The sequence below is a fragment of the Paenibacillus ihbetae genome, from assembly GCF_002741055.1.
In the GTDB taxonomy this organism is placed as follows: Bacteria; Bacillota; Bacilli; order Paenibacillales; family Paenibacillaceae; genus Paenibacillus_AQ; species Paenibacillus_AQ ihbetae.
The window spans coordinates 4978145-4998015 of record NZ_CP016809.1; the positions used below are offsets into that span (position 1 = coordinate 4978145).

The 19871-nt window shown below is 54.5% G+C and carries 14 protein-coding genes; 13 read left to right on the forward strand and 1 reads right to left on the reverse strand.

From position 1 onward, the window contains the following. Positions 1-14 precede the first annotated feature (14 nt). From BBD41_RS22235 to BBD41_RS22285, 11 genes are all read left to right on the forward strand, one after another. Positions 15-983, forward strand: a complete 969-nt coding sequence (locus BBD41_RS22235; protein ID WP_077567573.1) for an NAD-dependent epimerase/dehydratase family protein — start codon at positions 15-17, stop codon at positions 981-983. 33 nt (positions 984-1016) lie between these two features. Next, positions 1017-1586, forward strand: coding sequence for a helix-turn-helix domain-containing protein (locus BBD41_RS22240; RefSeq protein WP_077567572.1), 570 nt, complete (start codon positions 1017-1019; stop codon positions 1584-1586). A 647-nt stretch (positions 1587-2233) separates the two neighbouring features. Further along, entirely contained in the window at positions 2234-4489 is a 2256-nt protein-coding gene (locus tag BBD41_RS22245; RefSeq protein ID WP_099478757.1) for a helix-turn-helix domain-containing protein, read from the forward strand. Between the two features lie 251 nt (positions 4490-4740). After that, positions 4741-5709 carry an ABC transporter permease gene (locus tag BBD41_RS22250; RefSeq protein WP_077567570.1) on the forward strand — a complete coding sequence of 323 codons (969 nt, stop codon included), beginning with the start codon at positions 4741-4743 and terminating at the stop codon, positions 5707-5709. Between the two features lie 15 nt (positions 5710-5724). Beyond that, positions 5725-6621: a carbohydrate ABC transporter permease gene (locus BBD41_RS22255; protein WP_077567569.1), complete on the forward strand. Its 897-nt coding sequence runs from the start codon at positions 5725-5727 to the stop codon at positions 6619-6621. A 184-nt stretch (positions 6622-6805) separates the two neighbouring features. After that, a complete protein-coding gene (locus BBD41_RS22260; RefSeq protein ID WP_077569063.1) occupies positions 6806-8407 on the forward strand; it encodes an ABC transporter substrate-binding protein in 1602 nt (533 codons plus the stop codon). 19 nt (positions 8408-8426) lie between these two features. Beyond that, positions 8427-9848, forward strand: a complete 1422-nt coding sequence (locus tag BBD41_RS22265; RefSeq protein ID WP_099478758.1) for an alpha-L-fucosidase — start codon at positions 8427-8429, stop codon at positions 9846-9848. 384 nt (positions 9849-10232) lie between these two features. Beyond that, complete coding sequence (locus BBD41_RS22270) at positions 10233-11897, forward strand: DUF4091 domain-containing protein (RefSeq protein ID WP_099478759.1); 1665 nt, start codon at positions 10233-10235, stop codon at positions 11895-11897. Positions 11898-12461: 564 nt separating this feature from the next. Further along, positions 12462-13922, forward strand: coding sequence for a MocR-like pyridoxine biosynthesis transcription factor PdxR (pdxR, locus tag BBD41_RS22275; RefSeq protein WP_099478760.1), 1461 nt, complete (start codon positions 12462-12464; stop codon positions 13920-13922). A gap of 640 nt (positions 13923-14562) precedes the next feature. Further along, positions 14563-15489, forward strand: coding sequence for a D-alanine--D-alanine ligase (locus BBD41_RS22280; RefSeq protein WP_099478761.1), 927 nt, complete (start codon positions 14563-14565; stop codon positions 15487-15489). Positions 15490-15496: 7 nt separating this feature from the next. Beyond that, positions 15497-16732, forward strand: coding sequence for an aminotransferase class I/II-fold pyridoxal phosphate-dependent enzyme (locus BBD41_RS22285; protein ID WP_077567563.1), 1236 nt, complete (start codon positions 15497-15499; stop codon positions 16730-16732). Here the strand turns inward: BBD41_RS22285 and BBD41_RS22290 are convergent. Then, the gene (locus BBD41_RS22290) at positions 16692-17597 is read right to left on the reverse strand and encodes a helix-turn-helix transcriptional regulator (RefSeq protein WP_077567562.1); all 906 of its coding nucleotides are present in this window, start codon (positions 17595-17597) and stop codon (positions 16692-16694) included. The two genes, BBD41_RS22285 and BBD41_RS22290, sit on opposite strands and share 41 nt — an antisense overlap. A gap of 308 nt (positions 17598-17905) precedes the next feature. Here BBD41_RS22290 and BBD41_RS22300 point away from each other — a divergent pair, with 308 nt between their 5' ends. After that, positions 17906-18793, forward strand: a complete 888-nt coding sequence (locus BBD41_RS22300) for a sugar phosphate isomerase/epimerase family protein (RefSeq protein ID WP_077567561.1) — start codon at positions 17906-17908, stop codon at positions 18791-18793. 23 nt (positions 18794-18816) lie between these two features. Beyond that, a complete protein-coding gene (locus BBD41_RS22305) occupies positions 18817-19848 on the forward strand; it encodes a Gfo/Idh/MocA family protein (RefSeq protein ID WP_077567560.1) in 1032 nt (343 codons plus the stop codon). The last annotated feature ends 23 nt before the right edge of the window (positions 19849-19871 follow it).

Consider the following 19871-nt stretch of genomic DNA (forward strand, 5'->3'; position numbering starts at 1 on the left):
AGGAGGCATGATTCATGAAACGAATCCTGGTCACGGGTGCACTCGGTCAGATCGGTTCGGACCTGATCGTGAAGCTGCGGCAAATCTACGGGGATGAAGCCGTGCTGGCAACGGATATTCGTCAATCGCAAAGCGAAGCGGTGCAGAGCGGACCGTTTCGGCTGTTGGACGTTACGGACAGCAAGGCCTTCTATGACGCGGCTAAAGAACATCGTGCAGATACGATTATTCATCTGGCGGCCCTGTTGTCCGCGCGGGCGGAATCGAATCCGGCGCTTGCCTGGAATCTGAATATGGGCGGCCTGCTGAGCGCGCTGGAGACGGCACGGGCGTTGTCATGCCAGTTCTTTACGCCGAGCTCGATCGCAGCCTTCGGAGCGGATACCCCGAAGCGTGCGACTCCGCAGGATACGCTGCAGCGTCCGCTGACGATGTACGGAGTGAGCAAAGTATCGGGCGAGCTGCTGTGCGATTATTACCATCATAAATACGGCGTGGATACGAGAGGACTCCGTTTTCCAGGGCTAATCTCCCACTCTGCGCCACCCGGGGGAGGTACGACCGATTACGCGGTCGATATGTATTGGGAAGCGGTTCGCAGCGGCTCATACACCTCCTATATTGCAAAAGGAACGTACCTTGACATGATGTATATGCCGGATGCCATATCCGCGATCATTACGCTGATGGAGGCAGACGGTTGCCGGTTGAAGCACCGGAACGCCTTTAATGTGACGGCAATGAGCGTTGAGCCTGAATCGATCGCGGCCAGCATCCGCCGGCATATCCCGGACTTTAAGCTGGATTATCAGGTCGATCCGGTTCGCCAGTCCATTGCGAACGAATGGCCGGACGCAATTGATGCAACTTGCGCACGCGAAGAATGGGGATTTGATGTACAATATGATTTGAACCGTATGACGGATGATATGGTATCGAAGCTTACAGAGAAGCTGCGGGCGGATCAGAGCAAAATCAGCTAGCCGTTTTAGGTACCGAAGGAGGATATTGTACGATTGGAACCCATTCATAAAAAGGTAGGGAGAAATTTACAAGCGATTCGAAAATCGAGGGGCCTCAGCCTGGACAATGTATCGGAGCTGACGGGCGTAAGCAAAGCGATGCTCGGCCAGATCGAGCGCGGGGATTCGAACCCGACGATCTCGGTGTTATGGCGCATCGTCAGCGGTCTGGGAATATCATTCACGACGCTGATCGAGGAAGCGGAGACCGAGGTGACGGTCGTATCGCCCGAAGATGTGGAGCCTTTCCATGAGGCAGAAGGCGCATACCGGGTGCACCCTCTGTTCTCGTACAACCTGCGGACCAAATTCGAGTCGTATATGGTCATCATGGATCCGGGGTGCGATCATGGATCGGAAGCGCATAACGACGGCGTCGAGGAATATATATTTGTCCACCAGGGAGAGCTCGAGCTCTGGCGGGAGGATGAATGCTATACGGTGCCTGCGGGAAGCTCCGTGCATTTCGCGGCCAATCGTCCCCACCGTTACCGGAACCCGGGGAACGAGATTACGAAATTTTATACGATTATTTTCTATGCGGATGCCGCGGCACGCGGTTGAACAGTTTGAAGAGTGTTAATTATAGAGGGGGATGGAGTGTGACAACCCCTTCAAGCATAGACATACTAACCAACAACCTCCAATGAAATGGAGGTTGTTTGTCGACCCCCCAAAAAAATAAACAAGCAATCTGTACTAATACCATAAAGGAAACTTCACTTCGGGGAGAAGGGATCAGCGATCGGCAGATGTGCCTGCAACATGGCCGATCCCTCCCGGTGAAACTGGCATGCTTAAGGGTGCATCAACCAAAGCATGCTGCCAGCGGCGAGATCTGAACCGGAGATAGCCTGTGATCGTCTTGATGACTTCCACAAAATACAGTGTATATACGATTTCAAGCGGCCATATCGGAGATCCTAACCGGTCATGCCTGATCCGTCTCTCCTATCGGGCTAATACCAGAGACATGTTTTTCAACTCCTCTCCATAAAAGTGTTGGTAAATCGCGCGTTTTCTTCTAATATGAAGCTATTACATGAAATGCGGAGAAAGGGAGCAATCAAGTTCCATAGAAACGCAAGGCTTCTAATTAGAAAGCGCTTCCAGATACTCCGGCGGTTCCGGGCCAAACACGGTCAGCATGTTTATCGGCATGGCTGACGAATCGGTATGGATGAACAACCTTTTGGGTCAGGGGGATGTCTATGGGGAACAAAGCATGGTTTTACCGTCAGCTGCTATCGTATATGCCCGTCTTTTTTATTGTCATTTCCTTTGTGTTTTTCGTGTTTTTCCAAATGCTTGGCGAACAGTCGCGGCAGGGAGCGGTGCAAGCCAATGAGACGATGATCCAGCAGGCGATGCGGTCGGTGGATAACTCGCTGAAGTCCATTGATCAGATGCTGGTGCAGGAGCTGCTGTTTAATCCGGATCTGTCCGATTTTTTCAGCTCCGAGAATCAGGATGACGTTTACCTGAATATGCAGGCCTTGCAAGCGATGAAGCAGTTCAAGGTATCCAGTCCCCTTGTGGATTCCATGGCGCTGGTGCGCACGCAGGATGAATATGTTCTAACCACATCCTCCGCCTTCAAGCTTCAGGACTATGCGGATTATGCCTTCCTTAAACCTTACTTGAGCCGGAAAAACAGCGAAGCCCAGTGGAGCGGCATCCGGGATTTTCGCGAATTCAGCTTTAACGGTGCACGGCAGACGGTCACGCTCGTCCGGGACGCCCCGTTCGTATCCCGCGGCCGGGGGCTGATTGCGGTCAACATCAACGTGGATGCCATATCCCAAATGGTTCAGGGGATGTATAACTCGGACGTCAGCTTTATCCGAATGAAGGATGCCGACGGCCGTTCCATGACCCCGGGGGCGATGGCGGCGGAGGACAGAGAGCCGGTGTCCAGCGCAGTCTCTCCGTACACGGGCTGGGTATATGAGGGCGGCCTGACGCAGGGCAGGGTGGTCGGCATCGTAAGCCAGCTGTACAACGTGTGGTTCATGGTAGGCATATTGATGTGTTTGGCCGGCATTGCGTGGATCGTTTATGTTACACGCAGAAATTACAAGCCGGTCGAGGCGATCGTGTCCCAGGTTCAGAAATATACACAGACCAAGACAAACGCCTTGCTTCACGGCGGCAAGCAGGATGAGTTTGCTTTCATTGAATCGGCGCTTGAGAGCATTTTGGAGCAGTCCAACAGCTTTCAGCAGCAGCATCGCGAGGATTTGCTGCTTCGGAAGGCTTATTTGTTTCAGCAGCTGATCGAGGGGCAGTATCCGCTGCAATTGGAGCAGTGGAATGAACAGAGGGATCTGATCGAGCTGCCGGATCTCGCCTCTCCTCAGATCGTCAGCGTGATGGAGATCGATAAGTACGCCCTCTTCTGCGAACAGTACCGGGAGCAGGATCAATATTTATTGAAATTTGCTCTGAAGAGCGTGGTTCAGGAAACGGCAGCCGCACGGGGAGCCGTCCTTTGGGCGGAATGGACATCCGCATCGAAGCTGGGCGTTATCATCCAGGTTGATCCGTTTCCGGATACGATGCAGCAGGCTGCCGCTATACTCGAAGATGCCCGCCGGTGGGTGGAGGAGCATTTGAAGCTGACCGTAACGATCGGTATGGGAAAGCTGGCGGAGCCGTATACGGAAATTCCGGCGTCGTACAGCCAGGCGCTCAAGGCACTGAAATATAAAATGATTCTAGGCGAGAACAGAATCATTCCTCATGGACAAATCGCCGGCGAGGAGCGTGGACATGCGTTTGATTTCCTGAATCTGATCCGTTCCATCGCCCAGTCCATCCGCATGGTGAATCCGGATTGGCGGGAGAAATATGAAACCCTGATCGAGCATATCGAGAAGAATATGCTGGACCGGGACGGGGTTCATAGTCTAGCGGATTACTTGATCTATGCGCTCGGCCGGGAATTGTCCTGCATGGCGAAGGAGTTTCAGGACGTGTGGCTCAGCGAGGGACAGCCTCAACTGCGGCATGCGCTGCAGCGATCGGACACGCTGGAGCAGCTGCAGCAAAACTGCGGCGATGCGCTCTCGTCCTTGTACGAGGGCATGGCCTCGATCCTCGACGGGCGCAATCATGCCGATACCATCCGGCGAATTCGGCAGTACATGGAGGAGAATTCGGCGAATCCCGATCTGTCGCTGAATTACTTGAGCGAACGGTTCCATATGAATTGGAAAACGCTCAGCAAGCTGTTCCGGGAGGAGACGGGCCAGAAGTTCGTGGATTATTTGATTGAGCTGCGGATCACGCATGCCCGGAGGCTGCTAGTCGAGACGACCCTGCCTGTTCAGGAAATCGCGACCAAGGTCGGATACTCGAATGCCATCTCATTTGGCCGGATGTTCAAAAAAATAGTGGGCCTGTCCCCTGGCGAATATCGGGACCAGGCGGCTTCCGGGGATGCGAACCGCATCGCCGGAGGCTAGGAGAGGGGCGGCCCATGCACGATACGTAAGATGCTTGAATTCCCGCGGAATGCGCTATTCTGCGGGATTTTTAATGGGCGAGGAGTTTGGTTTACCGGCGGAAAAAGGTTTACCCGCCCCATGCTCCCCTGAATTATGGCACCGGGCCTGCTTCGCGGAAATACGTTGGTCCGGCGAATCTTGTTTATTGAACGGCCGGGCGGCTCCTCCTAGACTAAGGATCATCAAAACCGAAAAGGAGGGGCAGCCCGATGGCTCGCATGAGCAAAGCAATGGAAGCAACGACCGGAATGAATGTCCCATTGCACAAGCCCGGAAGCAGAACAAGGAAGAAGCTGATGAAGCATTGGCAATTTTACCTGCTCGTGTTCTTCCCTCTGCTGTATATCGTCATTTTTAAATATGTTCCGATGTTCGGCGTTCTGATTGCATTTAAGGAATACAACGTCGTTCAGGGAATATTCGGAAGCCCCTGGGTGGGATTCGATTATTTCAAACAGCTGTTTGAGGCTCCGTTCTTCTGGCAGTATGTCCGAAATACGCTGGAAATTTCCTTGTACGGACTGCTCGTCGGCTTCCCGGCACCAATCCTGCTGGCACTGGCCCTGAATGAAATACGTAACGGCAGGTTCAAGAAGACGGTCCAAATGGTCACGTATGCGCCTTATTTTATTTCGACCGTGGTCATCGTTTCGATCCTCATCGTGAATTTATCGCCGAATACCGGACTCATGTCCAATCTGTATCGGGCGCTGGGGCTTGAGCCCGTAGATTTTCTAGGCATCCCGGGGCTGTTCAAGTCCATCTATGTCTGGTCCGACGCATGGCAGTTCACCGGTTATGGAGCCATCATCTACATCGCGGCGCTCGCCGGCGTGAATCCGGATCTGTACGAGGCGGCCAGGGTAGATGGAGCGACCCGGCTTCAGAAGATCATCAATATCGATATTCCGAGCCTGTTCCCGGTGATCGTCATCCTCCTGATCCTGAATCTTGGCAACGTAATGAGCCTTGGCTTCGAGAAAATTTATCTTATGCAAAACCCGCTCAACCAGAATACGTCGGAGGTCATCTCCACGTATGTGTACAAGGTCGGACTGCTCGGTGCGAACTTCAGCTTCTCGGCAGCGATCGGCCTGTTCAACTCCGTCATTAACTTTATTTTGCTGGTTATCGTCAATTTTGTATCCCGCAAGGTATCGTCCACGAGCCTATGGTAAGAAAGGAGGATTCGCATGAGCAGAACCGCTATTCGGGAGTCTGTCCAGGACCGGTTGTTTCTCGGCTTTGTGTATTTGTTTCTGTCGGTTATTCTGATCGTCATTCTGTTTCCGCTGCTCCATATTGTAAGCGCATCCTTTAGCTCGCCGGGGGCAGTATCCTCCGGAAAGGTGTGGCTGTGGCCGGTCGATGTTTCGCTGATAGGCTATAAAGCCGTATTCCAGAATGCCAATGTGCTGATCGGGTTCGGCAACTCGCTATTTTATGCGGTGGTCGGCACCCTCGTGAACGTAGCGTTTACCGTCATGCTGGCTTATCCGCTGGCCCGAAAGACGTTCTATGTCCGCAATATCATTATGATGCTGCTGGTGTTCACGATGTTCTTCGACGGGGGCTTGATCCCGAACTACCTGCTGGTCAAATCGCTGGGGATGCTCGATACAAGATGGGCGATGATCATCCCGGGAGCCCTGGCCGTATTCCAGGTGATCATTGCCAGAACCTTCTTTCAGACGACCATTCCGGAAGAGCTGGCCGAAGCGGCGGAGATGGACGGGAGCAGCGACATTACGTTTTTTCTCAGAATCGCCCTGCCGTTATCCAAGCCGATCATTGCCGTGCTGGCCTTGATGTACGCCGTCGGACATTGGAATTCCTACTTCAACGCCTTGATTTATTTGAAGGACAGCAGCTTGTTCCCGCTGCAAATTTTCCTACGGGACATTTTGATTCTGAATTCCGTCAGCGCCGAGATGGTCACCAACGTGAACGAGCTGCTTGTCCGCGAGGGGATGAAGGACCTGCTGAAATATTCACTGATTGTGGTAGCGAGCGCCCCGGTGCTGATCATCTATCCGTTCGTGCAGAAGTATTTTGTCAAGGGCGTGATGATCGGTTCGCTCAAGGGATAGCCAAAGCCAAAGTGGAGCCGCAAGGGAAGGGGGTGAGGTACAGCCTGACATGCAAGCAATACAGCAGCTACGGGGGTAAATCTAGAAGGACTTGGATTGAAAGATGGTAAGACATGCGTTCAAATTCCATTCATGAGGAGGAGTTCGTTTGAAAAGAACCATCGTATGGAGCCTAAGTTTGATTATGGTCATCGTCTTGGCGTTATCGGGCTGTTCGAAGCCTGCAGAACCCAAAGAAGAAGGAGAAAGCACCGCTAAGCCGGGGGATTCGGCCGCTCCGGTCGAATTGACGGTATTCGCGCCCCAGTCCGCAGGAATTGAAAGCCTGGACGTCAATCCGTTCTCCAAGCATATTGAGGAAAAGCTCGGCATCACATTCAAATGGAATACGACCCCGGATGCCGTATTCAACGACAAGAAGCTGCTTATGCTGGCGAGCGGGGATTATCCGGCCCTCATTATGAATGCCGGCATCTCCAAGGCGGACCAGATCAAATACGGAATGCAGGGCGCGTTCATTCCGTTGAACGACCTGATCGAGCAGCATGCGCCGAACATTAAGAAGGCGATGGAGGAGATTCCGTACCTGGCCCCGGCCATGACGGCGCCGGACGGCAACATTTATGCCCTGCCGAAGGTGAACGAGTGCTTGCACTGCACGTACGGCCAGCGGATGTGGATCAATACGACATGGCTGGAGAAGCTGGGACTTGAAATGCCCCAAACCACGGATGAATTCTATGAAGTGCTGAAAGCCTTTAAAGAGAAGGATCCGAACGGGAACGGCAAAGCCGATGAAATTCCGCTGACCACCTCGCTTGACGTGTGGGGAGGAGGAGTTGACGCCTTTTTGATGAATGCCTTTATATACAACAATGGCACCTCGTATTTGAGCGTGAAGGATGGGAAGGTCATTCTGTCCGCAACGGAGCCTGAATGGAAGGAGGGGCTGAAGTACTTACGGAAGCTGTACAGCGAGGGCTTGATCGACAAGGGCGCGTTCACGCAAAACGGCGATGCCGTCAAGCAGCTCGGGAATAAATCCGAGAATGTAGTAGGCGCAGTCGGCTACGCCCTGATCAGCAGCATGCTGGATACAACGGATGCAAAGCCTCGCCATAAGGAGTACGACGTCGTTCCGCCGCTGAAGGGGCCGAACGGTGTACAGCTGGCAGGCTACAGCGTCGGCGCGGGGGATGGTTCTTTTGTCATCACGAATAAAGCGACGGAGGAGGAGCGGATCGCCGCCATTAAGCTGGCTGACTACCTGTTTTCTGAGGAAGGGACGGTCATGACCTCTTGGGGGTTTGAAGGGGACGGCTGGAGGAAGGCGGAAGCCGGTGCGCTTGATTACAATGGCAAGCCTGCCAAGTACGAGGCCTTGAAGCGGGATGTTCCCGAAGGAACGCCGGATGTCACTTGGTGGCAGCTGGGGACGATGCTGATGGTTAACTCGATCCGCGAATCGTTCGTGGCGCCTGAGGATCCGCTGGGCAACGGAGCTTATGAATACCGGCTGTGGCTCGCTGCCAAGAAATATGAGCCGTTCGCCAAGCCTGAGCTTGTATACCCGACCGACGTGTTCATCGATCCAGCGGACGCCACATTCATTGCGCAGATTCAGAAAACGATTCAGGATTACGTGAAATCGAACCTGGCCCAATTCGTAACCGGCAGCAAGGATATCGAGAAGGATTGGGACGCTTATGTAAGCGGGTTTAAAGGGCTGCAGCTGGATAAATATCTGGAAATTCACCAGAAAGCGCTCGATAACCAAGGTTCGTAACAGACAGGAGGTTTATCGCTTGCAAAATAGGATCGAATACGCGGCTCGCATTCAGCCGACATCTCGGCAATTGGCCGTTCAGGACATGGAGTTTTACGCATTTATTCACTTCACGGTAAACACGTTTACCGATATGGAGTGGGGAACGGGGAAGGAGGACCCTGCGCTGTTCAATCCGGCGGAGCTCGATGCCGATCAGTGGGTAGAGGCCTGCGTCAGCGCCGGCATGAGGGGCCTGATCCTTACATGCAAGCATCATGACGGGTTCTGCCTGTGGCCCAGCAAGTATACCGAGCATTCCGTAAAGAGCAGCCCTTGGCGCGGCGGCGAGGGCGATGTGGTACGGGAAGTCGCGGAGGCCTGCCGGAGGGGCGGGATCAAGTTCGGCATCTACGTCTCCCCCTGGGATCGGCATGAGCCGACGTATGGAGATTCACCGCGGTATAATCAGTTTTTTCTGAACCAATTAAGAGAGCTGCTCACCGGGTACGGCGAGTTGTTCTGCGTGTGGTTCGACGGCGCCTGCGGCGAAGGGCCGAACGGCAAGCGCCAGGAATATGACTGGGAGGCGTATTACGCCCTGATCCGGGAGCTGCAGCCGGGAGCCGCCATCTCCGTATGCGGTCCCGACATACGCTGGTGCGGGAATGAGGCGGGGCACTGCCGGGAGTCCGAATGGAGCGTCGTCCCTGCGTCGCTGCGTGAGAACGAAGCGATTCAGGAGAAATCCCAGCAGACGGACGATCGCGAGTTCGCCCGCCGTTACAGCTCTAGCGAGGAGGACCTTGGCAGCCGCAGCGTCATCCTGAGTGAGCGCGAGCTGGTGTGGTACCCGGCCGAAGTGAATACGTCGATCCGCCCGGGCTGGTTCTACCATGCCTCGGAGGACGATAAGGTTCGGCCGCTTGCAGAACTGCTCCATATTTATTACGGCTCGGTGGGGGGCAACGCCACCTTCCTCCTGAATATTCCACCGGATCCCCGCGGGCTGATTCACGAGAACGACAGGCAGCGGCTGCGGGAGCTTGGCGAGGTGCTGCGCGCCACGTTCAAGACGAACCTCGCTGCGCATGCGCATATTGCGGCATCCGAGACGATGCCGGGATCGGATGCCGCGAACATGCTGGACGGCGACCAGAACACGTATTGGTGCCCGGAGGAGGGCACTGAATACGCCGTGATCGAGGTCGATCTCGGGAGCGAGCAGGAGTTTGATCATATCGTGCTGGCAGAGCATCGATACGGGCAGCGGGTTGAACGGTATGAGCTGGAGTACAAGGAGGGCGGCGCATGGAAGCCAATCTGCCGCGGAACGGTCATTGGCCGCAAACGCATCTGCAAGTTTCCGGCGATCCGGTCCAGGTACATCCGGTTCACCATTTTGGAATCGCGATGGTGTCCGAACATTTCCGCGATCGAGGTGTACCGGGGCGTTGACTGAAGCTGGGTGGAATCCCTGCGGTTTGGAGCTGACTGTGCGAGCGTTCATTGATGAATTAATGAACTAGCATGGGCTTTGATGCAATCTGGTGGGGCAGGACCGGGCGCGACCATTGGTCATGGGGCAAGGCCGCGCGCTACCATTGAGCACGGGTCGAGATCAAGGCCCGGGAACCGATAAAGCGATCTGGGCGCGTCCCCGGGAGCGGATCACGCCTCCATGTTGGGGCCAAACACGTTCGTACTTGCAACAGGGCGGCCATCTTCTAGGAGGATGGTCCCCTTTTTTATCGAAATCATTTTTTTCTCGTGCAAGTTCCGCGAGTTCGCTAGTATGATATACGAAAGATTGATTCAAATCACGATAGAGAGGATGCATCGCCGAATGAGCAATATTCCAACGTTCGAGACCCGGCTTCTCAGCTCCTTGTCCAAAGTGTTTGCCGATGAAGAGCTGGCAGCGGCACCGTATGATGCAGCATCAGCTTTCCTGAATGAGACGTTTTCGTTTCAAGTGGCTTACCGTTCAAACCAACTGATGAAAAACATCCGCGTCATTGTCGAATCCGAGCTGAGCGAGCATATAACCATTCGCTCCGTAGGTCTTGTCCCTTCGGATCTGCCGACATACCATGACCATGACGAATTTATATTAAGAAGCACCCCGGGGTTATATCCGGATCCGTTATTGCCTCTATCTGCGGACGCAGCTGTAACAGGGCGTCCGAGCCAGTGGAGAAGCTTATGGGTTACAGTTGAGCCGGATTCCGGCAGAGCGGGCGGTACATATAATATCGGCTTGCGGTTTGAGACGGATTCGGGAGAGAAGCTCGGCGAAGAGACGTTCCGGCTGGAGCTGATTCCAGCGGTGCTGCCTGCGCAGACGCTGATTCATACCGAATGGTTTCATACGGATTGCCTGGCAACCTACTATGGTGTAGACGTATTCAGCGAACGTCATTGGCAGCTGATCGAGCAGTATGTCAAGGCGGCGGCTGAGCACGGAATGAACATGATATTGACGCCGCTGTTTACTCCCCCGCTGGATACCGAAGTGGGCGGCGAGCGCCCGACGGTGCAGCTTGTGGATGTCGAGGTTCTCGCCGATGGCTCTTACCGGTTCGGGTTTGACAGGCTGGACCGCTGGACCGATCTGTGCGACCGCTGCGGCATTCAATACCTGGAATTCTCCCATTTCTTCACGCAATGGGGAGCGAAGCACGCGCCGAAAATCGTGGCGAACGTAAACGGGGAGAGTCAGAAGCTGTTCGGCTGGGAGACCGATGCGTCGGGGGAGGAATATCATGCCTTCCTTAGACAGTTCATTCCGGCTTTAAGGGACTGGATCGAGGATCACGGGCGTGACGACAGATGTTATTTCCATGTGTCCGATGAGCCCCATGCCTCCCATATTGAGGCATACGGGCAGGCGAGCCGTTTAATGAACGAGCTGCTGCCCGATTACCCGATCATCGACGCGCTCTCCGATCTTTCGTTCTATGAGGAGGGGCTCGTAAAGCGTCCGATCCCGGCTAGCAACCATATCGAGCCGTTTCTCGAAGCCGGGGTTGAGGGGCTTTGGACGTACTACTGCTGCTCGCAGTATAAAGAGGTGTCCAACCGGTTCTTCAACCTGCCTTCTGCTCGAAACCGCATTCTTGGCATGCAGCTCTATAAATACAACATCGAAGGCTTCCTTCATTGGGGCTACAATTTCTGGTACTCCCAATACTCGCGGCGGGCGATCGATCCTTATCGGGTAACCGACGCGGACAGCGGCTTTCCTTCCGGCGATGCGTTCCTTGTCTATCCAGGCGAGGACGGACCTGTGGAGTCGATCCGGTTGAAGGTGTTCCATGAAGCGCTCCAGGATCTCCGCGCGCTGCAGCTGCTGGAACAGCAGATTGGCCGTGAGGCCGTGCTGGAGGCGTTGGAGGAAGGGCTGGAAGAGCCGATCACCTTCAAGACGTATCCGCGTGACGAGCAGTGGCTGCTGTCCAAGCGGCAATGGATTAATGACAAAATCAAGGAGTCGATGGTAGTTGCATAAACTCTATTTCCGGCTGCTCACGAAATTTGGCCCCTTCAGATGCTTGCCGCTTCGATACAAGGTATCGGAGCGGCTTTTTGTTTTGCCCAGGCCCATGGGCTCCCCGGCTCCCTATCGGTATAAACGGGTGACATGACAGAGGAAGGAAGTAACCTGTTTTGCTGGAAGGAGCTTGTTTCATATCTAAATTCAATAAGCTGCATCAACCTCATGTTTGACGGATAACGGCCTGAACAGGCGTAAACTAGGGTAGAATTAAGCAGGGAGTATAACATCGTGACTAGATCCAGGGATCTGTCAATCACGGATAAGCAAGTAATACAAAACAGCACCGGGTAACTGTTAAACTTTTATCATGGTTCCGTATAGAAAAATGGGAATTCTGCTTCGATTCCAACGCCGAATATCGGCGGCATGGACAGGCAGTTTTCTTTGAGCCGCCATAGGACTATGGATGTCACGCGGTGTCACGGGCAAGCGACCACACTGGACGTGAAAGCGACAGGTCGTGGTTCTAGTGGAACTTTCAAAATTATGCCATGATTGTGGCAAGGGGGTTATGGGATGTATTCCGATTTTACGTTAGCGGATGACCGTCCGGCTTATATCCAGGTCAAAGATTACATGAAACGGCTGATGACGACCGGAGCGCTGCAGGCGGATCAAAAGCTGCCGTCTACGCGGGAGCTCGGTTCGCTGCTTCATGTCAGCCGCAACACCGTGCTGAATGCCTACTCGGACCTTGAGGACGAAGGCTATATATACGCCGTCAAAGGCCAGGGGCATTTCGTGATCCCCTCGATCAACACGAATGAAACGGAAGCGCAGCCGGCGAATGTACAGCTGGACTGGAGCTCCCGGTTGAACGACTACGCAAGGCTGGCGGAAGCGAATGACTTGATGAAGCATGGCATCCGTGCCGGCAAAGGGGCAATATCGTTTACAAGCATCGCGCCCGATGAGAAGCTGTTCGATCTGCAAAATGTAAAACGCGCCTTTCTTGACCGAATGTCGCTGGAGGGAGAAGTCCTCCTCAATTACGGCTATGCCAAGGGCTACAAGCCGCTGATCGATTATTTGCTTCACTATATGGAGAATAAAGGCGTTGATGTGACGGGCAAGGATCTGCTGGTGACCAGCGGCTTTACGGAAGGACTGAGCCTGGTGCTTGCCGCCTTGAATAAAGGCCATGGGCGCATCCTATGCGAGAATCCGACCCACCATACTGCCATTAAAAATTTCAAAATGCACGGGTACGCCATCACCGGCGTTCCGATGGAGCAAGACGGCATCCGCTTAACGGACCTGGCCCGCGAGCTTGCGGCCTGCCCTTATGATTTGGCGTACCTCGTGCCTTCCTACCATAATCCGACGGGGATCGTGATGTCGCCGCAGAAAAGGCTCGAGGCCTTGCGGCTGCTCAGCGAGTATGAGACGCCGGTGATAGAGGACGGCTTCAATGAGGAGCTCCGGTATTCCGGCTCGCATATCGCGCCGCTCGTCGCCTGTGCCGGCGGGGGGAACAACAGCGTGATTTATTTGGGCAGCTTCTCCAAAATTCTGTTCCCGGGACTGCGCGTCGGCTGGGTGCTGGCGGATAAAACCCTGATCGATTACCTTGAGAGCGTGAAGCGTGCGCGCAGCATCCACACCTCTACGCTGGACCAGTCCCTGCTCTACCAGTATCTCTATAACGGCAATTTCGAGAAATACCTGAAGCGGGCCAAGGCGGAATATAAGCGAAAATATGAGCTGGCCAAAAGCTGCTGCGAAGAATGGCTGCCGCAGCACCGGCTGTCCGGAGACGGCGGGCTCCACGTATTCGTTCAATTCGAACAAGGCTTTCGGACGCGCGAGTTATTGAAAGCCTGCTCCGCGCAAGGCGTGGTGTTTACGCCGGGGGATATTTTCTACACCGACGGCGGCGGGCAGCATACGATGCGTCTTGGATTCTCCCGCGTTTCGGATGAGAACATCCGGAAGGGGATCCGCATCATCGGCGAAACCGCGAGGAAGATGGTGTAGAGGATTGTGTGGATTTGTATATGGGGCGTTGAAGATCTCAATGGTGGAAGATCTCGGGAGTAGATGAACTTAAAGCGGAAGGTCCCGAAGCGGAAGGTCCAGGAAGCGGAAGGGCTCCCGAAGTAGTTGAGCTTTGAGAAAAGGAGCTAATCACTGCCTCGAAGTTCATGAGAAGTGGGGGTAAGCCCTCGTAACTCCCGCTACGTTTTCAAGGAAGTAGGCTGAAAGTAAAAGGTACGATGAGGCTGCTTCAATGGAAGCAGGTAGAGTCGGACTAAGGAGCGATTACAGTTCGAGTTCGGAGCAAGTCCCCAAAAGGGACTTGTGCAGTCGAAGCGCAGCGCAACAACCGCATCAACGGAGCAGGCGGAATTGGACCGTAGAAGCGAAGCGCTCCCCTTTATCCCCGGATTCCAACAACGGAAATGGGATAACAAGGAATCTGGGGATAAGAGGGATCGGAGGTACAATCCGCATGCGTAGTGCTGACCAGGCCCGCAGAAGGGAAGCAATCCGCGAGCGAAGTGCTTGAATAGCCCCACAGCAAGTTTTGCGATATTGCATCGATATTGCATCGTTATTGCATTACGGATTATACGCTTTACGGCTGCACACACATTACTTGAAGGAGGCACACAACATGAAAGTCGGCGTCATCATGGGAGGCGTTTCATCCGAGCGGGACATTTCGCTGCTCACGGGTCAGGAAATGATGGCTCATCTGGATCCGTCCAAGTACGAGGCCATCCCGATTGAAATCAACCACAAGCGCGACCTGATCAACAAAACGGAAGGGATCGACATGGCCCTGCTCGCACTGCATGGCCAGTACGGGGAGGACGGCACGGTGCAGGCCACCCTGGAGTCCATGGGCATCCCGTATACGGGCAGCAGCGTCTTGTCCAGCAGTATCTGCATGGACAAAGATGTCAGCAAGAAGCTGCTTCGGTATGAAAGCTTGCATACGGCCGATTGGCTCATCGTCAGCAGCCTGGAGGAGCTGGCGGAAGCGAATGTGGAGTCGCTGGGATTTCCCCTCGTGGTCAAACCGAACACGGGAGGGTCCAGCATCGGTACCCGGATTGTGCGATCCCGCGATACGCTGAAAGCGGCAGTGGCGGAGGCCCTCCAATGGGATCGATCGGTCATGATCGAGCAGTGGATAGATGGCCAAGAAATCACGTGCTCCATTTTGGACGGGAAGCTGCTGCCGATCGTGTCAATCAAGCCGAATGCCGAATTTTTTGATTACACGTCCAAATACGCGGAAGGCGAAGCGGAAGAGCAGGTGATCGAGCTGCCGGAGACCCTTCAGAGGAAGGTAAGCGCGGCAGCGCTTCAATGCTATAAGGCGCTGAAGTGCAACGTTTATGCGCGGGTCGATATCATCCTGAAGGACGGCGTTCCGTTTATATTGGAGGTCAATACGCTGCCAGGATTAACGAGAACGAGCCTGCTGCCCAAAAGCGCGGCGGCCGCCGGTTTCTCATTCGGCATGCTGCTGGATGCCATCATTACTTCATCCTTATCGGAACGGTTAAGCGAAAATACCACATACAAGGAGTAGAGCGAATATGAATACAACGAATAGCTTCCTGACGCCGATTGTGCAAACCATGCCGCCCTCGGGGATCCGGCAATTCTTCAATGCGGCCGAAGCCGATCCGGAGGTGATCTCCCTCGGGGTCGGCGAGCCGGATTTTGTTACCCCGAAGCGTGCCATCGAGGCGTGCGCCCGGGCGCTGGAGAGCGGGCGGACCATGTATACGCCGAATGAAGGGCTCTTGGAGCTGCGGGAAGCTATTGCGGAGTATTTGGACAGCCGCTTTCAGCTGAGCTACGAGCCATCGCGGGAGGTGCTGGTCACGGTAGGCGGCAGCGAGGCGATCGACTTGGCGCTGCGCGCGCTTGTATCTCCTGGCGATGAGGTAATCATTCCGGTGCCGGGGTATGTTGCATATGCTCCGCTCGTCGGTCTAAACGGCGGACGTGCCGTGGAACTGGAGCTGACGGCGGAGCAGGATTTCAAATTGACCGCCGACGCGCTGCAGCAGGCGATTACGCCACGAACCAAAGCGATCGTCGTCAATTTTCCGAGCAATCCGACGGGGGCAGTCATGACGGCTGCCGATTGGCTGCCGATTGCCAGGCTTGCGATCCAGCACAATCTGGTCGTCATCTCGGATGAAATGTATGCGGAGCTTACGTACGTCGGGGAGCATGCCAGCATCGCCTCCCTGCCGGGGATGCGGGACCGTACCCTCGTCATCGGCGGTTTCTCGAAAGCCTTTGCCATGACAGGCTGGCGGGTCGGGTATTTATGCGGAGAACGGGAGCTGCTTAAGGGGATGATAAAAATTCACCAGTATACGGCCCTTTGCGCCCCGATTATGGGACAGATCGCAGCGATCGAATGCCTGAGAAACGGGCAGGAGGACAAAGAAGCCATGAAGGCGGCGTTCGACGAACGCCGGAAGATGTTCGTTCAAGGACTGAACGAGATCGGTCTCTCCTGCCGCGAGCCGAAGGGAGCCTTCTACGCCTTTCCGAGCATCGCCGTGACGGGACTCAGCTCACAGCAGTTCGCTGAACGGATGCTGCGCGAGGCCAAGGTGGCTGCCGTACCGGGCCACGTATTCGGTCTTGGCGGGGAAGGATTCATCCGCTGCTCCTACGCGTCTTCCTCGGCACAGCTTCAGGAGGCGGTGGAGCGGATCGGCCGTTGGTTGAAGTCGGCTGAGCTTCTGTCTCCCGTGCATGCGGCCTTCTCTACAGAATTCTCGAGAGCTTGCGGTAGTCTGTCGCTGTAATCCCTTCAAGCTTGCGGAAGATCCGGCTGAAATAGTGAATATCCGGGTAGCCGATCCGGTCTCCGACCGCTTCAATCGAAAGATCGGTTTCCCGCAGCAGCCGCCGAGCTTCCCGGTGGCGAACCGATTGAACAAACTCGCTAGGCGGCATCCCCGCCAGGCGCTTAAACAGCTTGGCGGTATGATCAGGGCTCAGCATTAGCTGCGCCGCGATCCGTTTATTGCTCCAGTCTTCGGCTGGAGCTTTTTCTATGCGGGTCATCAACTCGATCAGCTTGCCGTCATGAGGCGACGTTTCCGTTAAAGCCTGGGAGGAATGGGTGCGGAATAACTGAACGAGAATATCCAGCATCAATCCTTTACAGACAAGCTCATATCCCGCCGGACGGAGCGTAAACTCCTCCACGACCCGTTCCATCAATTGAACGCAGGAGAGCGGAGGCGTGTAAATCGTACGGGAAGAGAGCGGAGGAAATGCTTCCGAAATGGCCTCCCGGGCAAATTTATCCGCTGCGACGGCTGCTTCGTTCACAATCATGTCCGCTTCGGTCTGAATTTCCAGCTCTCCGAAAAAATCAAAGTGAATGCCGAGAAAATGCGCTTCCGGAAACGAGGTCACTTCATTCTGATGGTACACGCCGGAGGGCAGAAAGATAAGCTGGCCTGCCTCAATAACATGGCGCTTTCCGTACATCGTCGTGACGGCTTCCCCTTGGCTGACGTACAACAGCTCGAAATCGTACAATCTGCGCTGCGGGAGAGCCCCTGTCGCCATTCGCTGAAACTGGGCGTAATGAATGCTGGGGGACCACTGCTGAACCGGGGCGAGCCGCTGCAGAGGGTATTCCGATGCCTCAACGGCCATAAGCTGCTCCTCCTTTTAACCTGTACATCCCGATCTAAGATAATAACGGAATAGTACAAAAAATCGCTTTTCTATCTAAATCAATCAGACGAGTGTTTGTTTATTATATAAGTATTATTACATGACATTCCCTGTCTTTCAACTTGACGGAAAAAGTCAAATGTTGCGTTTCTATGAGTTTCATTCGCTTTCATGGTTGACCCGGCAAGCCGATAAACCGGCAAACCCGGCAAACCCGGCAAACCCGGCAAACCCGGCAAACCCGGGCAGTCTGGCAGCAAACCAAAACAAACGGGGAGGTAGTTGTTATGAAGAAAGGGATCAACATTTGGTCGTTTCGAGGAGATGCGTCGATCGCGGAATGCATCCAGCTGGCGAAGGAGGCCGGCTTCGAAGGGATCGAGCTGTCGCTGAATAAGGATGGGGAGCTTGGCCTTCAGGCCGGCGACCAGGAGGTTAAGAACATCAAGGCTCAGCTGGAGGACGCGAATCTGGAAATCGCCGGGCTTGCTACTGGCCTGTACTGGGATTATCCGATGACAAGCGATGACCCGGCAGTGCGCGAAAAAGCATTCGATATTTGCAAAAAACAGCTGGAGCTTGCCGCAGCTTTTGGAGTGGACGCAATCCTGGTCATTCCTGGAGCGGTTGGCGTGGATTTCGTCCCCGGCTCCGCGGTTATCGATTACGAGGTTGCATACGAGCGGGCGCAGGAAGGGATTCGCAAGCTGGTTCCTTATGCCGAGAGCGCGGGAGTGGCGATTGCCATCGAGAATGTTTGGAACAAATTTTTGCTCTCTCCGCTAGAGCTGCGCACCTTCATTGATGAGATCGGCTCCGACTATGTCGGCTCCTATTTTGACGTAGGGAACGTCGTGCACAGCGGTTATCCGGAGCATTGGATTCGCATTCTGGGATCAAGAATCAAGAAGGTCCATTTCAAGGACTACCGCAGACAAGCGGGAGGCTTGCACGGCTTCGTGGATCTGCTGGCCGGAGATGTCAATTATCCAGCCGTGGTCGAGGCATTGAAGGGGATCGGCTATGACAATTATGTCACCGCGGAGATGATCCCTGCTTACAAGCATTATTCGGACCAGATCATTTTCAACACCTCGAACGCAATGGATGCGATTCTCGGCCGGACGCCAACGCTGCGGCAAACAGCCGTGCGCGAGCATTTGGGACAATCTTAAGGGAAGAAGAGGAGGCAATCGGCATGCTGAAAATCGGACTGTTGGGCTTTGGCTTTATGGGACGCATGCACTTTGACAATTACATGCGACTAATGGATGAAGGTGCGGATATCGAGCTTGCCGCGATTTGCGATATCCGAATTGATGAACTGAAAGAAAGCAAGGCAAACGGCAATATGGCGACCGAGCGGGAAGTGTATGATCTAACGCCTTACCGGCTGTATGACCATATCGATCGCATGCTGGAGAATGAGGAGCTCGACATCGTCGATGTATGCTTGCCGACCTATCTGCACGCGGACATGACCTGCATGCTGCTCGAACGCGGTATCCATGTCTTGTGCGAAAAGCCGATTGCAGGCAGCTCCGAAGAAGGCTGGCGGATGGTCAAGGCCGCCGAGCGTACGGGGGCGACGCTAATGATCGGTCAATGTCTCCGCTTCTGGCCGGCGTATGAATACCTGAAGGCTTGCGTTGAAGACGGCCGTTACGGACAGATCGTGGCAGGCGAATTTTTCCGTGGCTCCGAGCCTCCTAAAGGCTGGTTCCTGGAGGGGGACAAGAGCGGCGGCTGCATCACGGATATGCATGTCCATGACGTGGATATGATCCATTGGCTGTTCGGCAGACCGCAGCATGTATCGACGTTCGCCAAGAACATCATCGAAGGAAGCTCGTACGATATCGTGTCGACGCATTACAGCTATCCGGACGGCAAGGTCATTACGGCCAGAGCGGATTGGACTTTGCATGGCGACCATGGCTTCTATATGGGATATCGCGTGAACCTGGAGCAAGCTACCATCGTATTTGAAAACAATGAGGTGAAGGTGTATCCAGAGGATGCGCCGGGCTTTACGGCTGAGCTGTCCGGTGATTCCGGATATTACCGGGAGCTCCGCTACTTCATTGACAGCGTGTCACAAGGGAAAGCCGTCACGGTATGTACGCCGGAGAGTGCCGTGGGTTCGCTGGAGATCATCGAAGCGGAGATTCGCTCGGCCAATGCTCAGGGAGCTCTGGAAGCGCTGTCCGGGAAGCAGAGCGTATCATAAGCGTAAAATATTTTATCCATAAT